At 70.1% G+C, this 13,988-nt stretch carries 12 protein-coding genes; 3 read left to right on the top strand and 9 right to left on the bottom strand.

The annotated features are described in order from the left end of the window. From ACE3UA_RS12485 to ACE3UA_RS12475, 3 genes are read left to right on the top strand one after another with little or no spacing between them, the layout of a single operon-like run. On the top strand, positions 1 to 2,736 hold the full coding sequence (locus ACE3UA_RS12485; protein WP_374645554.1) for a tetratricopeptide repeat protein: 2,736 nt from the start codon (positions 1 to 3) through the stop codon (positions 2,734 to 2,736). After that, the gene (locus ACE3UA_RS12480; RefSeq protein ID WP_374645552.1) at positions 2,733 to 3,773 is read left to right on the top strand and encodes an alginate lyase family protein; all 1,041 of its coding nucleotides are present in this window, start codon (positions 2,733 to 2,735) and stop codon (positions 3,771 to 3,773) included. Before ACE3UA_RS12485 ends, ACE3UA_RS12480 begins: the two co-directional genes overlap by 4 nt. A 59-nt stretch (positions 3,774 to 3,832) precedes the next feature. Next, the gene (locus tag ACE3UA_RS12475; protein WP_374645550.1) at positions 3,833 to 5,080 is read left to right on the top strand and encodes an MgtC/SapB family protein; all 1,248 of its coding nucleotides are present in this window, start codon (positions 3,833 to 3,835) and stop codon (positions 5,078 to 5,080) included. A gap of 6 nt (positions 5,081 to 5,086) precedes the next feature. On the opposite strand, the gene ACE3UA_RS12470 is transcribed toward ACE3UA_RS12475, so the two are convergent. The 9 genes from ACE3UA_RS12470 to ACE3UA_RS12430 form a co-directional block, all read right to left on the bottom strand. Then, the gene (locus ACE3UA_RS12470; RefSeq protein ID WP_374645548.1) at positions 5,087 to 5,860 is read right to left on the bottom strand and encodes an IclR family transcriptional regulator; all 774 of its coding nucleotides are present in this window, start codon (positions 5,858 to 5,860) and stop codon (positions 5,087 to 5,089) included. A 135-nt stretch (positions 5,861 to 5,995) separates the two neighbouring features. Then, positions 5,996 to 6,808: a substrate-binding periplasmic protein gene (locus ACE3UA_RS12465; protein WP_374645546.1), complete on the bottom strand. Its 813-nt coding sequence runs from the start codon at positions 6,806 to 6,808 to the stop codon at positions 5,996 to 5,998. Positions 6,809 to 6,830: 22 nt separating this feature from the next. Then, positions 6,831 to 7,490, bottom strand: coding sequence for an amino acid ABC transporter permease (locus ACE3UA_RS12460; RefSeq protein WP_374645544.1), 660 nt, complete (start codon positions 7,488 to 7,490; stop codon positions 6,831 to 6,833). Then, complete coding sequence (locus ACE3UA_RS12455; protein ID WP_374645542.1) at positions 7,487 to 8,128, bottom strand: amino acid ABC transporter permease; 642 nt, start codon at positions 8,126 to 8,128, stop codon at positions 7,487 to 7,489. The genes ACE3UA_RS12460 and ACE3UA_RS12455 overlap by 4 nt, the downstream gene beginning before the upstream one ends. After that, positions 8,128 to 8,892, bottom strand: a complete 765-nt coding sequence (locus tag ACE3UA_RS12450; protein WP_374645540.1) for an amino acid ABC transporter ATP-binding protein — start codon at positions 8,890 to 8,892, stop codon at positions 8,128 to 8,130. Before ACE3UA_RS12450 ends, ACE3UA_RS12455 begins: the two co-directional genes overlap by 1 nt. Continuing rightward, positions 8,892 to 10,052: an NAD(P)/FAD-dependent oxidoreductase gene (locus ACE3UA_RS12445; RefSeq protein ID WP_374645538.1), complete on the bottom strand. Its 1,161-nt coding sequence runs from the start codon at positions 10,050 to 10,052 to the stop codon at positions 8,892 to 8,894. The genes ACE3UA_RS12450 and ACE3UA_RS12445 overlap by 1 nt, the downstream gene beginning before the upstream one ends. A gap of 24 nt (positions 10,053 to 10,076) precedes the next feature. Continuing rightward, complete coding sequence (locus ACE3UA_RS12440) at positions 10,077 to 11,396, bottom strand: aspartate aminotransferase family protein (protein ID WP_374645536.1); 1,320 nt, start codon at positions 11,394 to 11,396, stop codon at positions 10,077 to 10,079. 53 nt (positions 11,397 to 11,449) lie between these two features. Beyond that, positions 11,450 to 12,997 (bottom strand): aldehyde dehydrogenase family protein, encoded by a 1,548-nt coding sequence (locus tag ACE3UA_RS12435; protein ID WP_374645534.1) that lies wholly within the window; start codon positions 12,995 to 12,997, stop codon positions 11,450 to 11,452. Positions 12,998 to 13,123: 126 nt separating this feature from the next. Beyond that, the gene (locus ACE3UA_RS12430; protein ID WP_374645532.1) at positions 13,124 to 13,885 is read right to left on the bottom strand and encodes an IclR family transcriptional regulator C-terminal domain-containing protein; all 762 of its coding nucleotides are present in this window, start codon (positions 13,883 to 13,885) and stop codon (positions 13,124 to 13,126) included. Positions 13,886 to 13,988 lie beyond the last annotated feature (103 nt).

Raw genomic sequence — 13,988 nt, 5'->3', positions numbered from 1 at the left:
ATGCTCCGCACCACCCTTGCCACCCTTCTGGTTCTTGCCCTGCCCGTCGCCGCGCGGGCCGCGACCGTGGACCTGGTGTTCGAGCCGCCGGTGCTGGACTCGGCCCCGATCTGCGACCGGAACCTCAGCGACGAGGCTCTGGTCGCGAAATGGGAGGGCGCGGATCCCGCCGCGCCGCCGGAAACCGATACCGGGCTGATCAAGCGCGACCTGCGCCGCCTGATCGAACTGGACCCGCGGCGCTGGTTCGACCTGGCCAGCGCTGTGCAGGCCGGTTTCCGTACGCTGGACCCGGAATATTCCGACGCCAACATGCTGATCGACCGGATCGAGCTGCTGCTGGCCACCGGACACCTGGCCGAACTGCAGCAGGAGGGGCTGGTGGAAAAGCTGGCGGCGACGGACCTCAGCCAGACGCCGCGGGCGCAGCACCTGCTTGCGGGCTATCTCATGCGCGGCGTCGGCATCGAACGGGACACCGAGAAGGGCGAGGCGCTGCTTCTCACCGCGGCCTTCGGCGGCAATGCCGATGCGATCCTCGATCTGGTCGAGCGCGAGAATCAGGGCGGGCCGGTCGAAGGCTGGGACGTGCCGCCGGAACTGGGCGTCACCATGGCCTTCGGCGCGCTTCTGGGCAAGCTGGACCCGCTGATCTGCGACCGGGTGAACCGGATCGCCCGGGAATACATGAACGGCAACATCGTAAGCCGCGACCCGGTCCTGGCCGAACGCTGGTTCCGCTTTTCGGCCGATCTTGGCGACGCGATCTCGGCCTGGCGGGTGGCCGAGATGCACCTGCGGGCCGAGGACATCGCCAAGGACAACGACGTCCTCCTGCACTACCTGACGGCGGCTTCGGAGGCCGGGCTGCCCTATGCCCAGGCCGCGCTGGCGCGGGTCGAGGCCGACGGCGCGCTGGTGCCCCGCGATCTGGAGGCCGCCGACGCGACCTATGCCGCCGCCGCCGCAAGCGACTGGGCGCCCGGCGCGGCCAGCCATGTCCTTTTCCTGCAGGCGCAGTCCCGCCGCGATCCGCAATGGACCCCGCGCTACATAAAGGCGCTGTCCGACCTGGCCGCCTCGCCCAGGGCCCCTGCCTGGGCGCTGATCTCCATGGCCGAGGAGGTGCTGAGGCAGAAGGGCCGCTGGGCCGGCGAGGCCGAGGCGAAAGAGCTTCTGGATCGCGCGATCGACCTTGGCGAATACGCCGCGATGGAGCGTACCGCCCCGATGCGTTTCCGCGCCGCCCGGACCCCGGCCGATTTCTACAAGGTCATGGACCAGCTGATCCAGGTCGTCGTCTCGGGCGGCGAGGTGGATCCGCTGCTGGAACTTTCCAACGCCTTCATCTGCCGCGCGCCCGATGCGCCGCAGGTGGCCGAGGCGGATTACTGGGTCCGAGCCGCGGACAGCACCGCGACCATCGCCGTCGACTTCACGCCGGAGGAGCTTGCAAGGCTTGCCGCGACGCCCGACCCGATCGCCGAGGCCGAGGTCCAGACCCAGGCCCTGAACGGCCGCATCTCCGCCATCGCGCAATACATGTATCTGCTGGAGAAGCGCGGCGCCCCGGCCCGGACACTGGCCTTCTGGACCGACTACGCGACCCGCTTCCCCGGCGTGACCACCGCCCGCGCCAGCCTTGCGCTGAAGGCCGCCCGCAGTCCGGCGGCGCGGGAAGCGGCGCTCGACCTTTTCCGCCAGGCCGTGCGTCGGGGCGAAACCTCGGCCAGCGCCCAACTGGCCGAAGCCCTGCTGGATGAGGGGCATATCAACGCCGCCGCCCAGGCCGAGGCGCTGGACCTCCTGTTGCCGCTGGCCGAGCGCGGCAATGGCGATGCCATGGCGCTGCTGCCCCTGGCCGACCCGGAAACCTTCCCGAACCTCGCCGCCGTCTATGGCCGCTACGCCGAGACGATCGACACCCGGGGCGATTTCGACGCCCTGCTTCTGGCCCTGCCGCTGATCAAGGACAAGGCGGTGTTCGACGACTACCAGCGCCGCGCCACCGCGATCACCGGCTGCACCTTCGACGAGGCCCTGCGCCTGGCCGATGCCGTCGGCCGCTCCGGCGACCGTGCGCTGCTGGAACGCTGGCTCGGGATTGCCGAATACCTGGCGCAGGGCAAGGGCGCGGCGCTGGCCGATCTGGCGGATGTCTTCAGCCGCTACGGCACCGATGCCGACGAGCCGCGCATCCTTGCCTTCTACGAGGCCGCCCGCGACGACGGCAGCCGGGTGGCGATCCACCGGCTGCTCAACATCTATTCGCACCGCAGTTCCCCCGAATACGATCCCGAGATCGCGGCCGGGCTGTTCGTGGACCTGGTCCGCTTCAGCGCGCCCGAGGAACTGCCCGCAGCTCTCGGGCGCCTGCGCACGGCGACGCCCGAGATCCGCGCCATCGCCTATCGCAGCATCGACGAGGCGGCGCTTTATCTGACGGCGGCGGAATCCGGCAACGCGGTCGCGATGCGGGAATATGCGCTGATCCTGCGCAAATCCGCCTCGACCCCGGCCGAGGTGATCGATTCGACCGAATGGTTGCGCCGCGCCGCCGAGGCGGGCGAGCCGGCCGCGATGATCGACTATGCCGATGCGCTGGTCTTCGGCATCGGCGTAACCCCCTCGCGGGGCGAGGCGGTTGTCTGGTTGCGCAAGGCCGCCGATCTGGGCGACACGGATGCAGCCCAGCGGCTGCGGACCCTGGAACTGACGACGGAGGTCGGACAATGACCCTGCGCACCCTTGCCCTCGGACTAAGCCTGCTCGCCGGCCCGCTCGCCGCCGAGATCTGCCCCTCGGACAGCAAGCCCGTCGTCTCGCTGGGTTTCGGCAGCCGCTATGCCGAGGACAGCAAGAACCGCAGCGACTTTGACGAGGAGGGCGACAAGGCGGTGACCGCCGCGCTGAAGCCGATCGATGACTTCATCGCCGACCTCGCGCGCCAGACCGACATCCTGCACGATCCGAAAAGCAAGCCCGAGGCGGTGGCAAAGGCGTCGGCCTGCGTCATGGACAGCATCCGCGCCTGGGCGAAGGCCGGGGCGCTGAGCAAGCTGACCACGCAGGGCGCCAATCTCTCGGCCCCGTCGCGGGTGGGGGGGATCGCCTTCGCCTATGCGGCCGTGCTGGACAAGGCCCCCGGCACGCCGCGCGACCGGGTGATCGAGGACTGGCTGCGCGCCCGGGCGCGGCAGACGATGGCCTGGTTCGACGCCGAGGCTCCGCCCCGCGCCTCGCAAAACAACCTGCGCGCCTGGGCCGGGCTGGCGGTGACCCGTGTCGGCCTCACGCTGAACGATCCGGCCTTGATCGACTGGGGCGCCGGATCGGCCGAGTTGGTGGCCTGCACCGCCGATGCCGATGGCAGCCTGCCGAACGAGATGTGGCGCGGCAGGCTGGCGCTGCATTACCAGCTTCATGCCGTGGCCCCGCTGGTCGTGACCGCCGCCCTGCTGAAAGAGCGTCGGCCGGGCCTTTTCACCGCCTGCAACCGGGCGATCCCGCGCATCGTCGGCTTCACCATCGCCGGGCTTGCCGATCCGGCCCCGGTCGTGGCGATCACCGGCAAGGCGCAATCCGTCGGTGGCCCCGGAAAAAGGCCCCGGGACCATGAGCTTGCCTGGGTGCCCGCCTACCTGCGGCTGCAGCCGGATCCCGCGCTTGCCGCGCAGGTCAGGCGCATCAAGAAGCTTGGCAATTCCAAGCTGGGCGGCGACCAGCGCCTGCTCTGGCCCGCGCGCCGCAGTCCGGCCCCTTCCGACGGCTGACCCCTGTTCCGCCTCCGGCTTCCGTCCTAGTCTGGCGCCGGGCAGGGATCGGGGCGGATATGCAGGATCAGTTCTTCCGGCTGGGGGTGGCGCTTGCAATCGGCCTTCTGGTCGGCCTCGAACGCGGCTGGCGCGAGCGTGAGGGGCGGGCCGGCAGCCGCACGGCGGGATTGCGCACCTTCGGACTTTTCGGTCTGCTTGGCGGCGTCTTCGCCGCGCTGGCCGAGGAGATGGGCTCTCCGCTGGTCTTCGCCGCCGGGTTCCTTGGCATGGCCGGGCTTTACGGCGTCTTTCAGCTGCACGAATCCAGCCACGAGGAGAATTTCAGCGTCACCAGCGTGATGGCCGGGCTTGGCGTCTTCGGCCTTGGCGGGCTGGCGGTCAGCGGCGACACCCAGGTCGCGGCCGCCGGGGCGGCGGCGCTGGCCGCGCTTCTGGCCGGGCGCGAGATGCTGCACGCAAGCCTTCGCCGGTTGAACTGGATCGAGTTGCGCTCGGCGCTGATGCTGGCGGTGATGACCATGATCATCCTGCCGATGCTGCCCGACCGGGCCGTCGATCCCTGGGGCGGGCTGAACCCCTGGGAGATCTGGTTCTTCACCGTGCTGATCGCCACGATCTCCTTTGCGGGCTATATCGCGGTCAGGGTGCTGGGCCCGACGCGCGGCCTTCTGGTCAGCGCGCTGGCCGGATCGCTGGCCTCCTCCACGGCGGTCACCGTGGCGCTGGCGCGGATGGCCGCGGGCGCGGGACAGGTCCGCCCGCTGGTCGGCGCGGCGGCGCTGGCGGCGCTGGTCTCGCTTCTGCGGGTCCAGGTCGTGATCGCGCTGCTGCGCCCCGAGGTCCTGCCGCTGGTCGCCCCGCCCGCCCTGGCGGCGGCTTTCGTGATGGGGGGCGCCGGGCTGGCGATGCTGGTGCGCCAGCGCGAGCCGCTCACGCCCGAGGGCACGCTGCGCAACCCGTTCGAGCTGCGCACCCTTCTGGTGTTCGCGGCGGTCTTCGCGCTGGTCTCCACCGCCAGCGCGGCGCTGGTGGCCCGCTTCGGCGGCGCAAGCCTGCCGGTCGCCTCGGCGCTGTCGGCGCTGCTGGATGTCGATGTCGCGGTGCTCAGCGCCCTGCGGCTCCAGACGCCGACGCTGGACCTGCCGATGCTCGGGACCGCGATCCTGATCGCGATCGCCGCGAACGCGCTGGGCCGGATGGGGTTGGCCGCCCTCGCCGGGCCCGCGCGCTTCTGGCTGCCCCTGGCCGGGATCAGCGCGGCCGCCGCGACCGCCGCGACGGCGGCCTGGCTTGCCCTTGGCTGAGGGCCGTCAGGGCATCGGCAGCGACAGCACCTTCGCCAGCTGGTCCCGCGCCGTGGCCAGGGCGGCAAGGTTGCGCTCCATCTGCGGGCCGACGATGCTTCCCTCCGGCCCGGTCAGGCCCACGGCAAAGCGGACCTCGCCCTGCGCGCCGGGGATCGGCCGCGCGACCGAGGCAAGGCCGAGGACATGCTCGCCATGCTCGATGGAATAGCCCCGCGCGCGGACCTGGGCCAGTTCCTCGTCCAGCCGGGCGCGCCCGGTGATGGTGCGGGGGGTGAAGGCCGTCCGTTCGACCGCCAGCGCCGCCTCCAGCACCTCGGGCGGGGCGAAGGCCAGGATCGACTTGGCCGTCGCCGAGGCATGTGGCGGCATCCCGGTGCCCGGCACGATGTGGAAGCGCACCGTCGTATCCGGCGCGACGCAGTTGACCGAGCGGACCTCGGCCCCGAACAGGCAGGCGACAAAGGCCGACTGCCCGGTCGCCCCGGCGAGGTCCTGCAACGGGCGCTCGGTGATGCGCTCCAGCCAGCTCAGGTCATGCGCGCCGGTCAGCAACCGCAGGATCCGCGGCCCCAGCCGATAGGCCCGCGCCCGCCCGGTCGAGCCTGCGATCAACCCGCTGTCCAGCAGGACATGGATGATCCGGTTCATCGTCGCCTTGGGCAGGTCCAGCGCGCGCTCCAGCTCTCCGGGGGTCAGGCCATCGGGCTGCGGCGCCAGCAGCTCCAGGACCGAAAGATACCGCTCGAGCGGTTTGTCGCGCTGGTCTGGGGCGGGCATCCTGTGGGTGTTCCGTGAAATGCGTCTGTCCCCCTGCTTAGGCGGCGCGGGGTCCAAGGGCAACAATCCGCTTCTGCCATGGAAAAGATAGGCCCGCCGCATGGTGCGGCGGGCCAGGTCCGGCTGGGCCTCTGCCTACTCGATCACGCGGCTGTCGCCGACCGTCGCGGCCGAGGGGTCAAGGCCATAGGCCGTCAGCACCTCGGCGATGACGCCCGCGCCGCGATAGTCCTCGAGGCTGGCGTTCATCGCCGCGACGAAATCGTCGTTGCCCTTGGGCAGCAGGAACGCCGTCTGCGAGGCCAGCGTCGTCGCCGCGATGCGCTCGTCGGCCTGCAGCAGCGTGACCTTCACATCGGTCCCGGCATGCAGCACCACCGCCGCGCCGAACCCTTCCAGGCCCGCGTCCAGCCGGTCGGCCTGCACGTCCTGCGCCAGGTTCAGCGACGAGGGATAGGTGGTCGAACCCTCGATCGTGTCCTGCATCTCCATGACCCAGTCATAGCCCTCGACCGTGCCGACCTTCTTGCCGATCAGCTCGTCCAGGGTCGAATAGCCGGCCTTCGAGGTCACGGCCAGCTGGTCCAGGTAGACCGGGGTCGACAGCGTGACCACCTGGTCGCGCGCGGCGGTGCGATAGAAGCCGCCGATGGCGACATCGGCGCGGCCCGACTGCACGGCCGAGACCGCGCCGGGATAGTTGAAGATCTCGTAGGCGATGGTCAGGCAATTTTCCTCGGCGAAGCGTTTCAGAAGGTCGCCGTCGATTCCGCCCACATTGCCCTCGACCTCGGCCGAATAGGGCGGGGTGTTGGTCAGGGCGACGGTCAGCGTGCCCTCGGCCAGGGTGGTGAAGGCATGTTTCGGCGCGCAGTCCTGCGCCAGGGCCGAGGTCGCGCCGATCAGGGTCAGGGCAAGGCCCAGGCTGGTCAGGGTGGTGGTCTTCATGGGTTCTCCTGTTGGGTTGCGGTCAGCCGAGATGGCTGCCAAGACGCCGCGCGGCCCGGTTCACAAGCCAGCCGAACGGAATGGTGACGGCCAGGTAGACAAGCCCGGCCAGGATCAGGACATCGAGGTAGAGGTAGGTCGCCGCCCCGATCCGGTAGGCGCGGGCCAGAAGCTCGGGGATGGCGATGGTGAAGGTCAGCGCCGTGGCCTGAAAGATCAGGATGGCGAACCCCATCAGCGCCGGCACCGCGAAGATCACGCCCTGCGGGATCACCACGAAGCGCAGGATGTCCTGCCGGGTCATGCCCAGGGCCTGGCCCGCCTCGACCTCGCCCTGCGGCACGGCATTGATGCCCGCGCGCAGGATCTCGCTGGTATAGGCGGCGGTGGTCAGCCCCAGCGCGATCGCCCCGGAAAGGAAGGCGCTCAGGTTCAGCCCGGCCGAGGGCAGGCCGTAATAGACCATCTGCAGCACCACCAGCGCCGGGGCGCCGCGTCCGATCTCGACCAGCGCGACGGCGGGCCAGCGCAGGGCCGGACCCCTGGCCGAGGAAGCCAGCGCCAGGACCAGCCCCAGCGGCAGGCCCAGGGCCAGGGCAAAGCCGGTCAGTTGCAGGCTGATCCCGAGCCCCTTCAGCAGTTGCGGCAGCCAGTCCGCCCAGTTCGTCAGAAGATCGGTCATCGCGAGGTCCTCGCGCGCAGGCGGGCGTCCATCTTCCGCGCCAGCAGCGCCACCGGGATCGACAGAAGGATGTAAAGCACCGCGGCCGAGATGAAGGGCGCGAAGCCCCCGCCCGCGGCCTGCGCCTGTTGCGTCACCAGCATCATCACGTCGCGCACCCCGATCGTGGATGCCACCGTGGTGTCCTTGAGAAGGCTGACCAGAAAGGTCGCCATCGGCGGGATCGAGACGCGCAGCACTTGCGGGGCCAGGACAAAGCGCAGCCGGTCTGCCCGCGTCATCCCCAGCGCGACTGCGGCGGCGTCCTGCCCGGCCGGCAGGGTCAGGAAACCGCCCCGGTAGATCTCGGCCAGATAAGCGGCCGAGATCAGCCCCATCCCCAGGCTTGCCGCCTGGAAGGGCGTCAGGCTGACGATGCCGCTGCCCAGGCCGAAGAAGATGATGAACAGCCAGACCACCGGCGGGATGCCGCGGGCGATCTCGATGTAGGTCCGGGCCAGAAGACGCGGCATCCAGTGGCCCGACCGACGCATCAGCACCAGCGGCACGCCCAGCACCGCGCCAAGCGCGAAGGCCAGCCCCGTCACCGCCAGCGACACCGGCACGCCGTGCAGAAGGGCAATGAACGTGTCCAGCATCAGTGGCGTTCCAGGATGGCGCGGAAGAACTTCTGCGTGCGCGGCAGGCTGGGGTTGCGGATCACCCGATCCGGCGGGCCCTCCTCGATGATCTGGCCGTCGGCCATGACGATCACCCGGTCGGCCACTTCGGCCGCGAAGGCGATTTCATGCGTCACGACGATCATCGTCATCCCCTCCGCCGCCAGTTCGCGCATTACCGACAGCACCTCCAGCCCCAGCTCGGGGTCCAGCGCCGAGGTCGGCTCGTCGAACAGCATCACCTGCGGGTCCAGCGCCAGGGCCCGGGCGATGGCGATGCGCTGCTGCTGCCCGCCCGACAGACGGGCCGGATAGGCCTGCGCCTTGTCGGCCAGATGCACCCGCTCCAGCAGGCGCGCGGTCACGCGGTCGGCTTCCTCGCGCGATCGGCCCAGCACCCGCATCTGCGGCAAGGAGATGTTGCGCTGGACCGTCATGTGCGGGAACAGGTTGAACTGCTGGAATACCATCCCCGTCGAACGCCGCAGCGCCAGCAGGTCCTTCTGTCCCAGCGGCCGGTCCAGCGCGAAGGTAATATCCCCCACATGCAGCGTCCCCGAGGCCGGGGTCTCCAGCATGTTGATCGCGCGCAAGAGCGTGCTCTTCCCCGCGCCCGAGGGGCCGACCATCGCCACGACCTCGCCCTTCGCGATGTCCAGCGATACGTCGCGCACCGCGTGATGGGTGCCGTAGCGGATGTTGATACCCTTGAGCGAGACGATGGGCTGAACTTCCCCGGCCATCACAGCACCTCGCGCAGCGGGCGGTTGCGGTCGGGCGTGGGCAGCAGCGCCTCGGCCCCGGCGACGGTGACCGGGCGGCCCCGCAGCACCCAGTCCGCCCCGATCAGCCCCATCACGGGCGAAAGCTGGATGCCGTAGCCGCCGCCGCCGCCCACGGTGACCAGTCCCGGCTCGGCCGGATCGAGCGGGCCGACGAAGGGCCGGTGGTCGAAGGTCTCGGGATAAAGCCCGGCCCAGCCCCGTCCCAGCCGCGCGCCGGGCAGGTCGGGCAGGCGCTCCAGCAGAAGCTCGGCCAGCATCTCGCGCGCCGAATCCCCGCACTGGTCGTTGTAGGCGTCGGGGTTTTCCGAGGGCGCGGTCTCGACCTTGTGGATCTCCGAGATCAGCTCGGTCGGTTTTTCGTGGCGGAAGTTCAGCCCGGTGCCCTGGCCGTCGATCAGGTCCATCACCATCGGCATCACATAGCCCAGCGGCTGGTCCAGAAGCACGCTCAGCGCCTCGTGCCGTTCGGCGTGGATGTGCAGCACCTGGCCGAACAGCGCGGCGATCCGGGGCGCCCAGGCGCCGGCGGCGTTCACCACCACGTCGCAGTCCACCGGCCCGCCGGTCGTCTCCAGCCGGTAGCCGCCGGGAGTGCGACGGGCCCCGGTCACCTTGCAGAACTGCCGCACCGCGCCGCCACTTGCGCGAAGCTGCGCACCAAGGAAGCTGCACAGTTCATAGGGATCCAGGAAGCCGTCGTTCGGCCCGAATATCCCGCCGGCCAGCCCCTCGGTGGACAGATGCGGCACCAGCTCGCGCAGCTGGTCCCGCCGGTAAAGCCGCGCCTCGAACCCCGCCCCGGCCTGCATCCGCTGCGAGCGTTCCAGCGCCTCCATCTGCGCTTCGGTCCGCGCCAGTCGCAGATAGCCGATATGGTTGAAGCGCAGGCCCCGGCTCTCCCAATCGCGAAAGCGGGCGATGGAATGGCGGCGCAGTTCGATCTGGAACGGGTCGGTCATCTGGGTGCCGACCACGCCCACCGAGCGCCCGGACGAGCCAGAGCCAAGCGCGTCCGCATCGAGAAGCGTCACCCGGGCGCCCTGTTCGATCAGGGCAAGTGCGGTCGAAGTGCCTGCGGCACCGCCGCCGATCACGGCGACATGGATCTGGGCAGTCATGGATTGGGTCCGTTCGGTCTGATGTCAGGCGGCGCGCGCGATGTCGGAAAGCGCGTCCTCGATCGCGGCAAGGATCTTTCCGGCGTCCGCGCGGGTCATCGGCGTGGAAAGGGCGAAGAGGCCATAGCTCGCCGACAGCACGCCCCGGTTCAGCAGGCCGCGGTGGAAGGCCTCCAGCCGCGCCTTCTCGACCTTGCCGGGATAGACGCTGCGGTAATCGGTGATCGGCCCGGCGGTGAAATGCACCTTGAACAGCGACCCCAGCCCGACGCAGGCCCCCGGCAGGCCAAGCCGTGCCAGCGCGTCGTTGGTGCCGTCGCGCAGGATCGCGCCAAGGTCGTCCAGATGGGCAAAGGCCTCGGGCGTCAGCGCCTGCATCGCGGCAAGGCCCGCGCGCATCGTGACCGGGTTGGCGGTAAAGGTGCCGCCATGCGGCAGGGCAGGCTTGCCGCGCGTGGGGTCGAAGACCGCCATCACCTCGGCCCGGCCCGCCACCGCGCCGACCGGGAAACCGCCGCCGATGATCTTGCCCAGGGCGGTCAGGTCCGGGCGGATGCCCCAAAGCCCCTGCGCCCCGGAATGACCCAGCCGGAACGAGATCACCTCGTCGAAGATCACCAGCGCCCCCGCCGCATGGGCGGTCTCGGTCATCGCCTCAAGGTAATCCTTGCGCGCCGGGATCAGCCCGGCGCGGTTCGGCATCGGGTCGATCAGCACGCCGGCGATCGTCGCCCCGTGCTGGGCGAAGACCGCCCGAAGCGCCGCGATGTCGTTGAACGGCACCACCAGCACGTCGTCCAGCACCCCCTGCGGCGTGCCGCGCGCATAGGCGGTCGAGGCCGGCATGTCGCCCCAGTTGCCCGGCGCGCTGTCCAGGCTTACCTCGGCAAAGTCGTAGGATCCGTGATAGGCGCCCTCGATCTTCACGATCCTGGGCCGCCCGGTATGGGCCCGCGCCGCCTTGATCGCCATCATCACGCCCTCGGTCCCCGAGTTGGCGAAGCGGATCTGCTCCATCGCGGGCAGGCGGCCGACCAGCAGCTCGGCCAGCTCGATCTCGGAGGGGGTCGGCCCGCCAAAGGCCGTGCCCCGCCGCAGCTGGTCGGTGACCGCCGCGACCTGTTCCGGCTGGGCGTAGCCATGGATCATCGCGGTGAAGTTGTTGATGCAGTCATAGAACCATTGCCCGTCGGCATCGCGGACCCGGCAGCCCTCGCCGTCGGTGACATAGATCGGGAACGGGTCGATGAAGACCGTGGTGCGGGTATTGCCGCCGGGCATGACCCTGCGGGCACGTTCGAAAAGCCGGGCCGAGGTCGGGAAGCTGTCGGGATAGCTGGGCATGATGCAACCGTAAGGAAAGGGGATAGGGGGCGGCAGGGGCCGCCCGGCCCGGATCAGATCGCCATGATCGTATGGCTTTGCTCATGCATGAACTGCGGCAGATACCAGATGCCAAGCCCGCCCTTGCCGCCGACCCCGGTGCCCTTCCAGCCGCAGAACGGCTGCCCGCCCGGCCAGGCCCCGGTCGTCGCCCCCGAGGCGCGGTTGGCGTACAGCACGCCCGCCTCGGCGCCCTCCAGGAACTGGCGCAGCTCGTCCTCGTCATTGGTGTAGATCCCGGCCGACAACCCGTAGGAGACCGCGTTCCCCTCGGCCAGCGCCGCCTCAAGCCCGTCGACCGCGCGCAGCACGACGAAGGGCATGAACAACTCGTCCCTCGTCAGGCTCGACGGCCCGTCCATCTCGACCAGGGCCGGGCGGTAGTAGTTGCCCGCCAGTTCCTCGATCCTGTCGCCGCCGAACAGCACCTTGCCCTCGGCCCTGGCCTGCGCGACCGAGGCCTCGAACCGCCGGGCGGTCGCGTCGCTGTAGAGCGGGCCCATGAAGACCTCGCGCCCGCGCGGATCGGCCACGACCAGCTTGCCCGCGAACTCCTTGAACGCCGCGACGAACTGGTCGCGCACCGCGCTGTCGACATAGACCACCGAACAGGCCGAGCATTTCTGTCCCTGCAACCCGAAGGCCGAGCGCGCCACCCCCGCCGCCGCGCGGGCGATGTCGGCGTTGCGCGTCACGTAGGCCGGGTTCTTGCCGCCCATCTCGGCGATGACCGGCCGCATCCAGGGCCGCCCCGCCATATGCCGGAAGATCGCCATGCCGGTCTTGTGCGAGCCGGTGAAGACTACCCCGTCGATCCCCTCGTCCGTCGCCAGCGCCTCGCCGACTGCCGCCCCGCCAAGGACCAGATTGAACACCCCCTCCGGCAGCCCGGCCTTGCGCAGCGTTTCCGCCAGCAGAAGCCCGGTCAGGGCGCAATCGGGCGAGGGCTTGTAGACCACCGCGTTTCCGGTCAGCAGTGCCCCGCACAGCATCCCCACCGACAGCGCCACCGGGAAGTTGAACGGCGCGATCACCGCGAAGACGCCATAGGGACGCTGCACGCTGAGCGAGCTTTCCCCCGGCACCATCTGGTTCATCGGGCGGCGGTAATCCCGGTTGGCCCGCAACTCGCCCGGATAATAGTCCAGCATGTCCACGGCCTCGTCGGCCTCGCCCATCGCCTCCAGCCGCGACTTGCCGACCTCGAACAGCGCGGCCATCGCCAGGAGGTCCTTGTCCTCGGCCAGCGCCGCGCGCCAGCGGGCCGCGAACTCCAGCCGGTCGTCCAGGCTGCTCCGGTTCCAGACCCGCGCCCCCGCCTTTGCCGAGGCGACGGCGGCCCGCACATCCCCGGGCGTCGATTCGGGGAAGGCCCCCAGCACCAGCGCCGGGTCGATCGGGCTGGCGACGTTGCGCGCGGGCCCGGTCGCAAAGCGGCTTGTCCAGGCCCGGCCCAGCCAGCTGGCTGCGAAATCGGGGATCGCCCGGTCCAGATGGTCGTGCAGCGGGCCGAAATCGGCGCCGATGTTGGAATAGGTGACGCGAGGCAGGTCGACAGTCATAGGTTTGTCCCGAAAAACGATATTTATATCAACAATCGGTATTATTTCGAGCTTGTCAATATTTTTCCTGCGCAGCCCGAAGCCTGGCGTCGGCGCCGGGTCCAAACCCTTGATCCTGCGTGAATCCTAGCGCAGCAGCCCGCGCAGCCCTGCCGCAACGGCCCGCAGCTCCGGCACCAGCCGCGCCGCCATCGCCGCCAGCGACTCGGGTCCGGCCGCGAGGCCCAGGTTCAGCGCCGCCACCACCTGCCCCCGCGCATTGACCAGCGGCACCGCGACCGAGCGCAGGCCCAGCTCGACCTCCTGGTCGATCAGGGCAAAGCCGTCCGTGCGGATCCGGGCCAGTTCGGCCAGGATCGTCTCGGGCGCGGTCAGCGTCAGCGGCGTGCGGGCGGGCAGGGGGGCCGTGCCCAGCCGGATCCGCGCCTCGGCCTCGGGCAGGGCCGCCAGCATCACCCGGCCCATGCTGGTGCAATAGGCCGGCAGGCGCGAGCCCGGCATCAGGCTGATCGACATCACCTTCCGCTGCGCCGCGCGGGCGACATAGACGATCTCGCCCCCGTCCAGGATCGAGACCGAGGAGCTTTCCCCGATCCGGTCCGACAGCGCATCCAGCGCCGGTTGCACGATCGCGGGCATCGGCATCGAGGCGAGGCAGGCCGTCCCCAGCCGCAACACGCGCGGGGTCAGGGTGAAGAACTTTCCGTCCCACTCGGCAAAACCCTGATGCACCAGCGTCAGAAGACAGCGCCGCGCCGTGGCCCGGTCCAGCCCCGTGGCCGCGGCGACATCGCTGATCGACTGCCTTGGCCGGTCGGCGGCGAAGGCCTCGATCACCGCCAGCCCCTTGGCCAGCCCGCCCATTATGTCGCGCTCGGTGATGGTCATGTCCGGCTTGTGCGATATCTCAACAAACGAACCATAACGCACAACTCCGGTAGACGAAAGCCCGCAAGGGGCAGTATCCCGGCGCGGCGGAGCGGCCGGCTTG

The organism is Tabrizicola sp., from assembly GCF_041919135.1.
Classification (GTDB): Bacteria; Pseudomonadota; Alphaproteobacteria; order Rhodobacterales; family Rhodobacteraceae; genus Tabrizicola.
The sequence above is the reverse complement of the archived record's forward strand: the minus strand, read 5'-3'. Positions and strand labels throughout refer to the sequence as shown.

Bases quoted from the DNA above. Each gene is read 5' to 3' on its own strand.
- ACE3UA_RS12465 (WP_374645546.1), bottom strand. From the start codon at position 6,808: ATGAAGACCACCACCCTGACCAGCCTGGGCCTTGCCCTGACCCTGATC.
- ACE3UA_RS12480 (WP_374645552.1), top strand. From the start codon at position 2,733: ATGACCCTGCGCACCCTTGCCCTCGGACTAAGCCTGCTCGCCGGCCCG.
- ACE3UA_RS12430 (WP_374645532.1), bottom strand. From the start codon at position 13,885: ATGACCATCACCGAGCGCGACATAATGGGCGGGCTGGCCAAGGGGCTG.
- ACE3UA_RS12445 (WP_374645538.1), bottom strand. From the start codon at position 10,052: ATGACTGCCCAGATCCATGTCGCCGTGATCGGCGGCGGTGCCGCAGGC.
- ACE3UA_RS12470 (WP_374645548.1), bottom strand. From the start codon at position 5,860: ATGCCCGCCCCAGACCAGCGCGACAAACCGCTCGAGCGGTATCTTTCG.
- ACE3UA_RS12455 (WP_374645542.1), bottom strand. From the start codon at position 8,128: ATGCTGGACACGTTCATTGCCCTTCTGCACGGCGTGCCGGTGTCGCTG.
- ACE3UA_RS12485 (WP_374645554.1), top strand. From the start codon at position 1: ATGCTCCGCACCACCCTTGCCACCCTTCTGGTTCTTGCCCTGCCCGTC.
- ACE3UA_RS12460 (WP_374645544.1), bottom strand. From the start codon at position 7,490: ATGACCGATCTTCTGACGAACTGGGCGGACTGGCTGCCGCAACTGCTG.
- ACE3UA_RS12475 (WP_374645550.1), top strand. From the start codon at position 3,833: ATGCAGGATCAGTTCTTCCGGCTGGGGGTGGCGCTTGCAATCGGCCTT.
- ACE3UA_RS12440 (WP_374645536.1), bottom strand. From the start codon at position 11,396: ATGCCCAGCTATCCCGACAGCTTCCCGACCTCGGCCCGGCTTTTCGAA.
- ACE3UA_RS12450 (WP_374645540.1), bottom strand. From the start codon at position 8,892: ATGGCCGGGGAAGTTCAGCCCATCGTCTCGCTCAAGGGTATCAACATC.
- ACE3UA_RS12435 (WP_374645534.1), bottom strand. From the start codon at position 12,997: ATGACTGTCGACCTGCCTCGCGTCACCTATTCCAACATCGGCGCCGAT.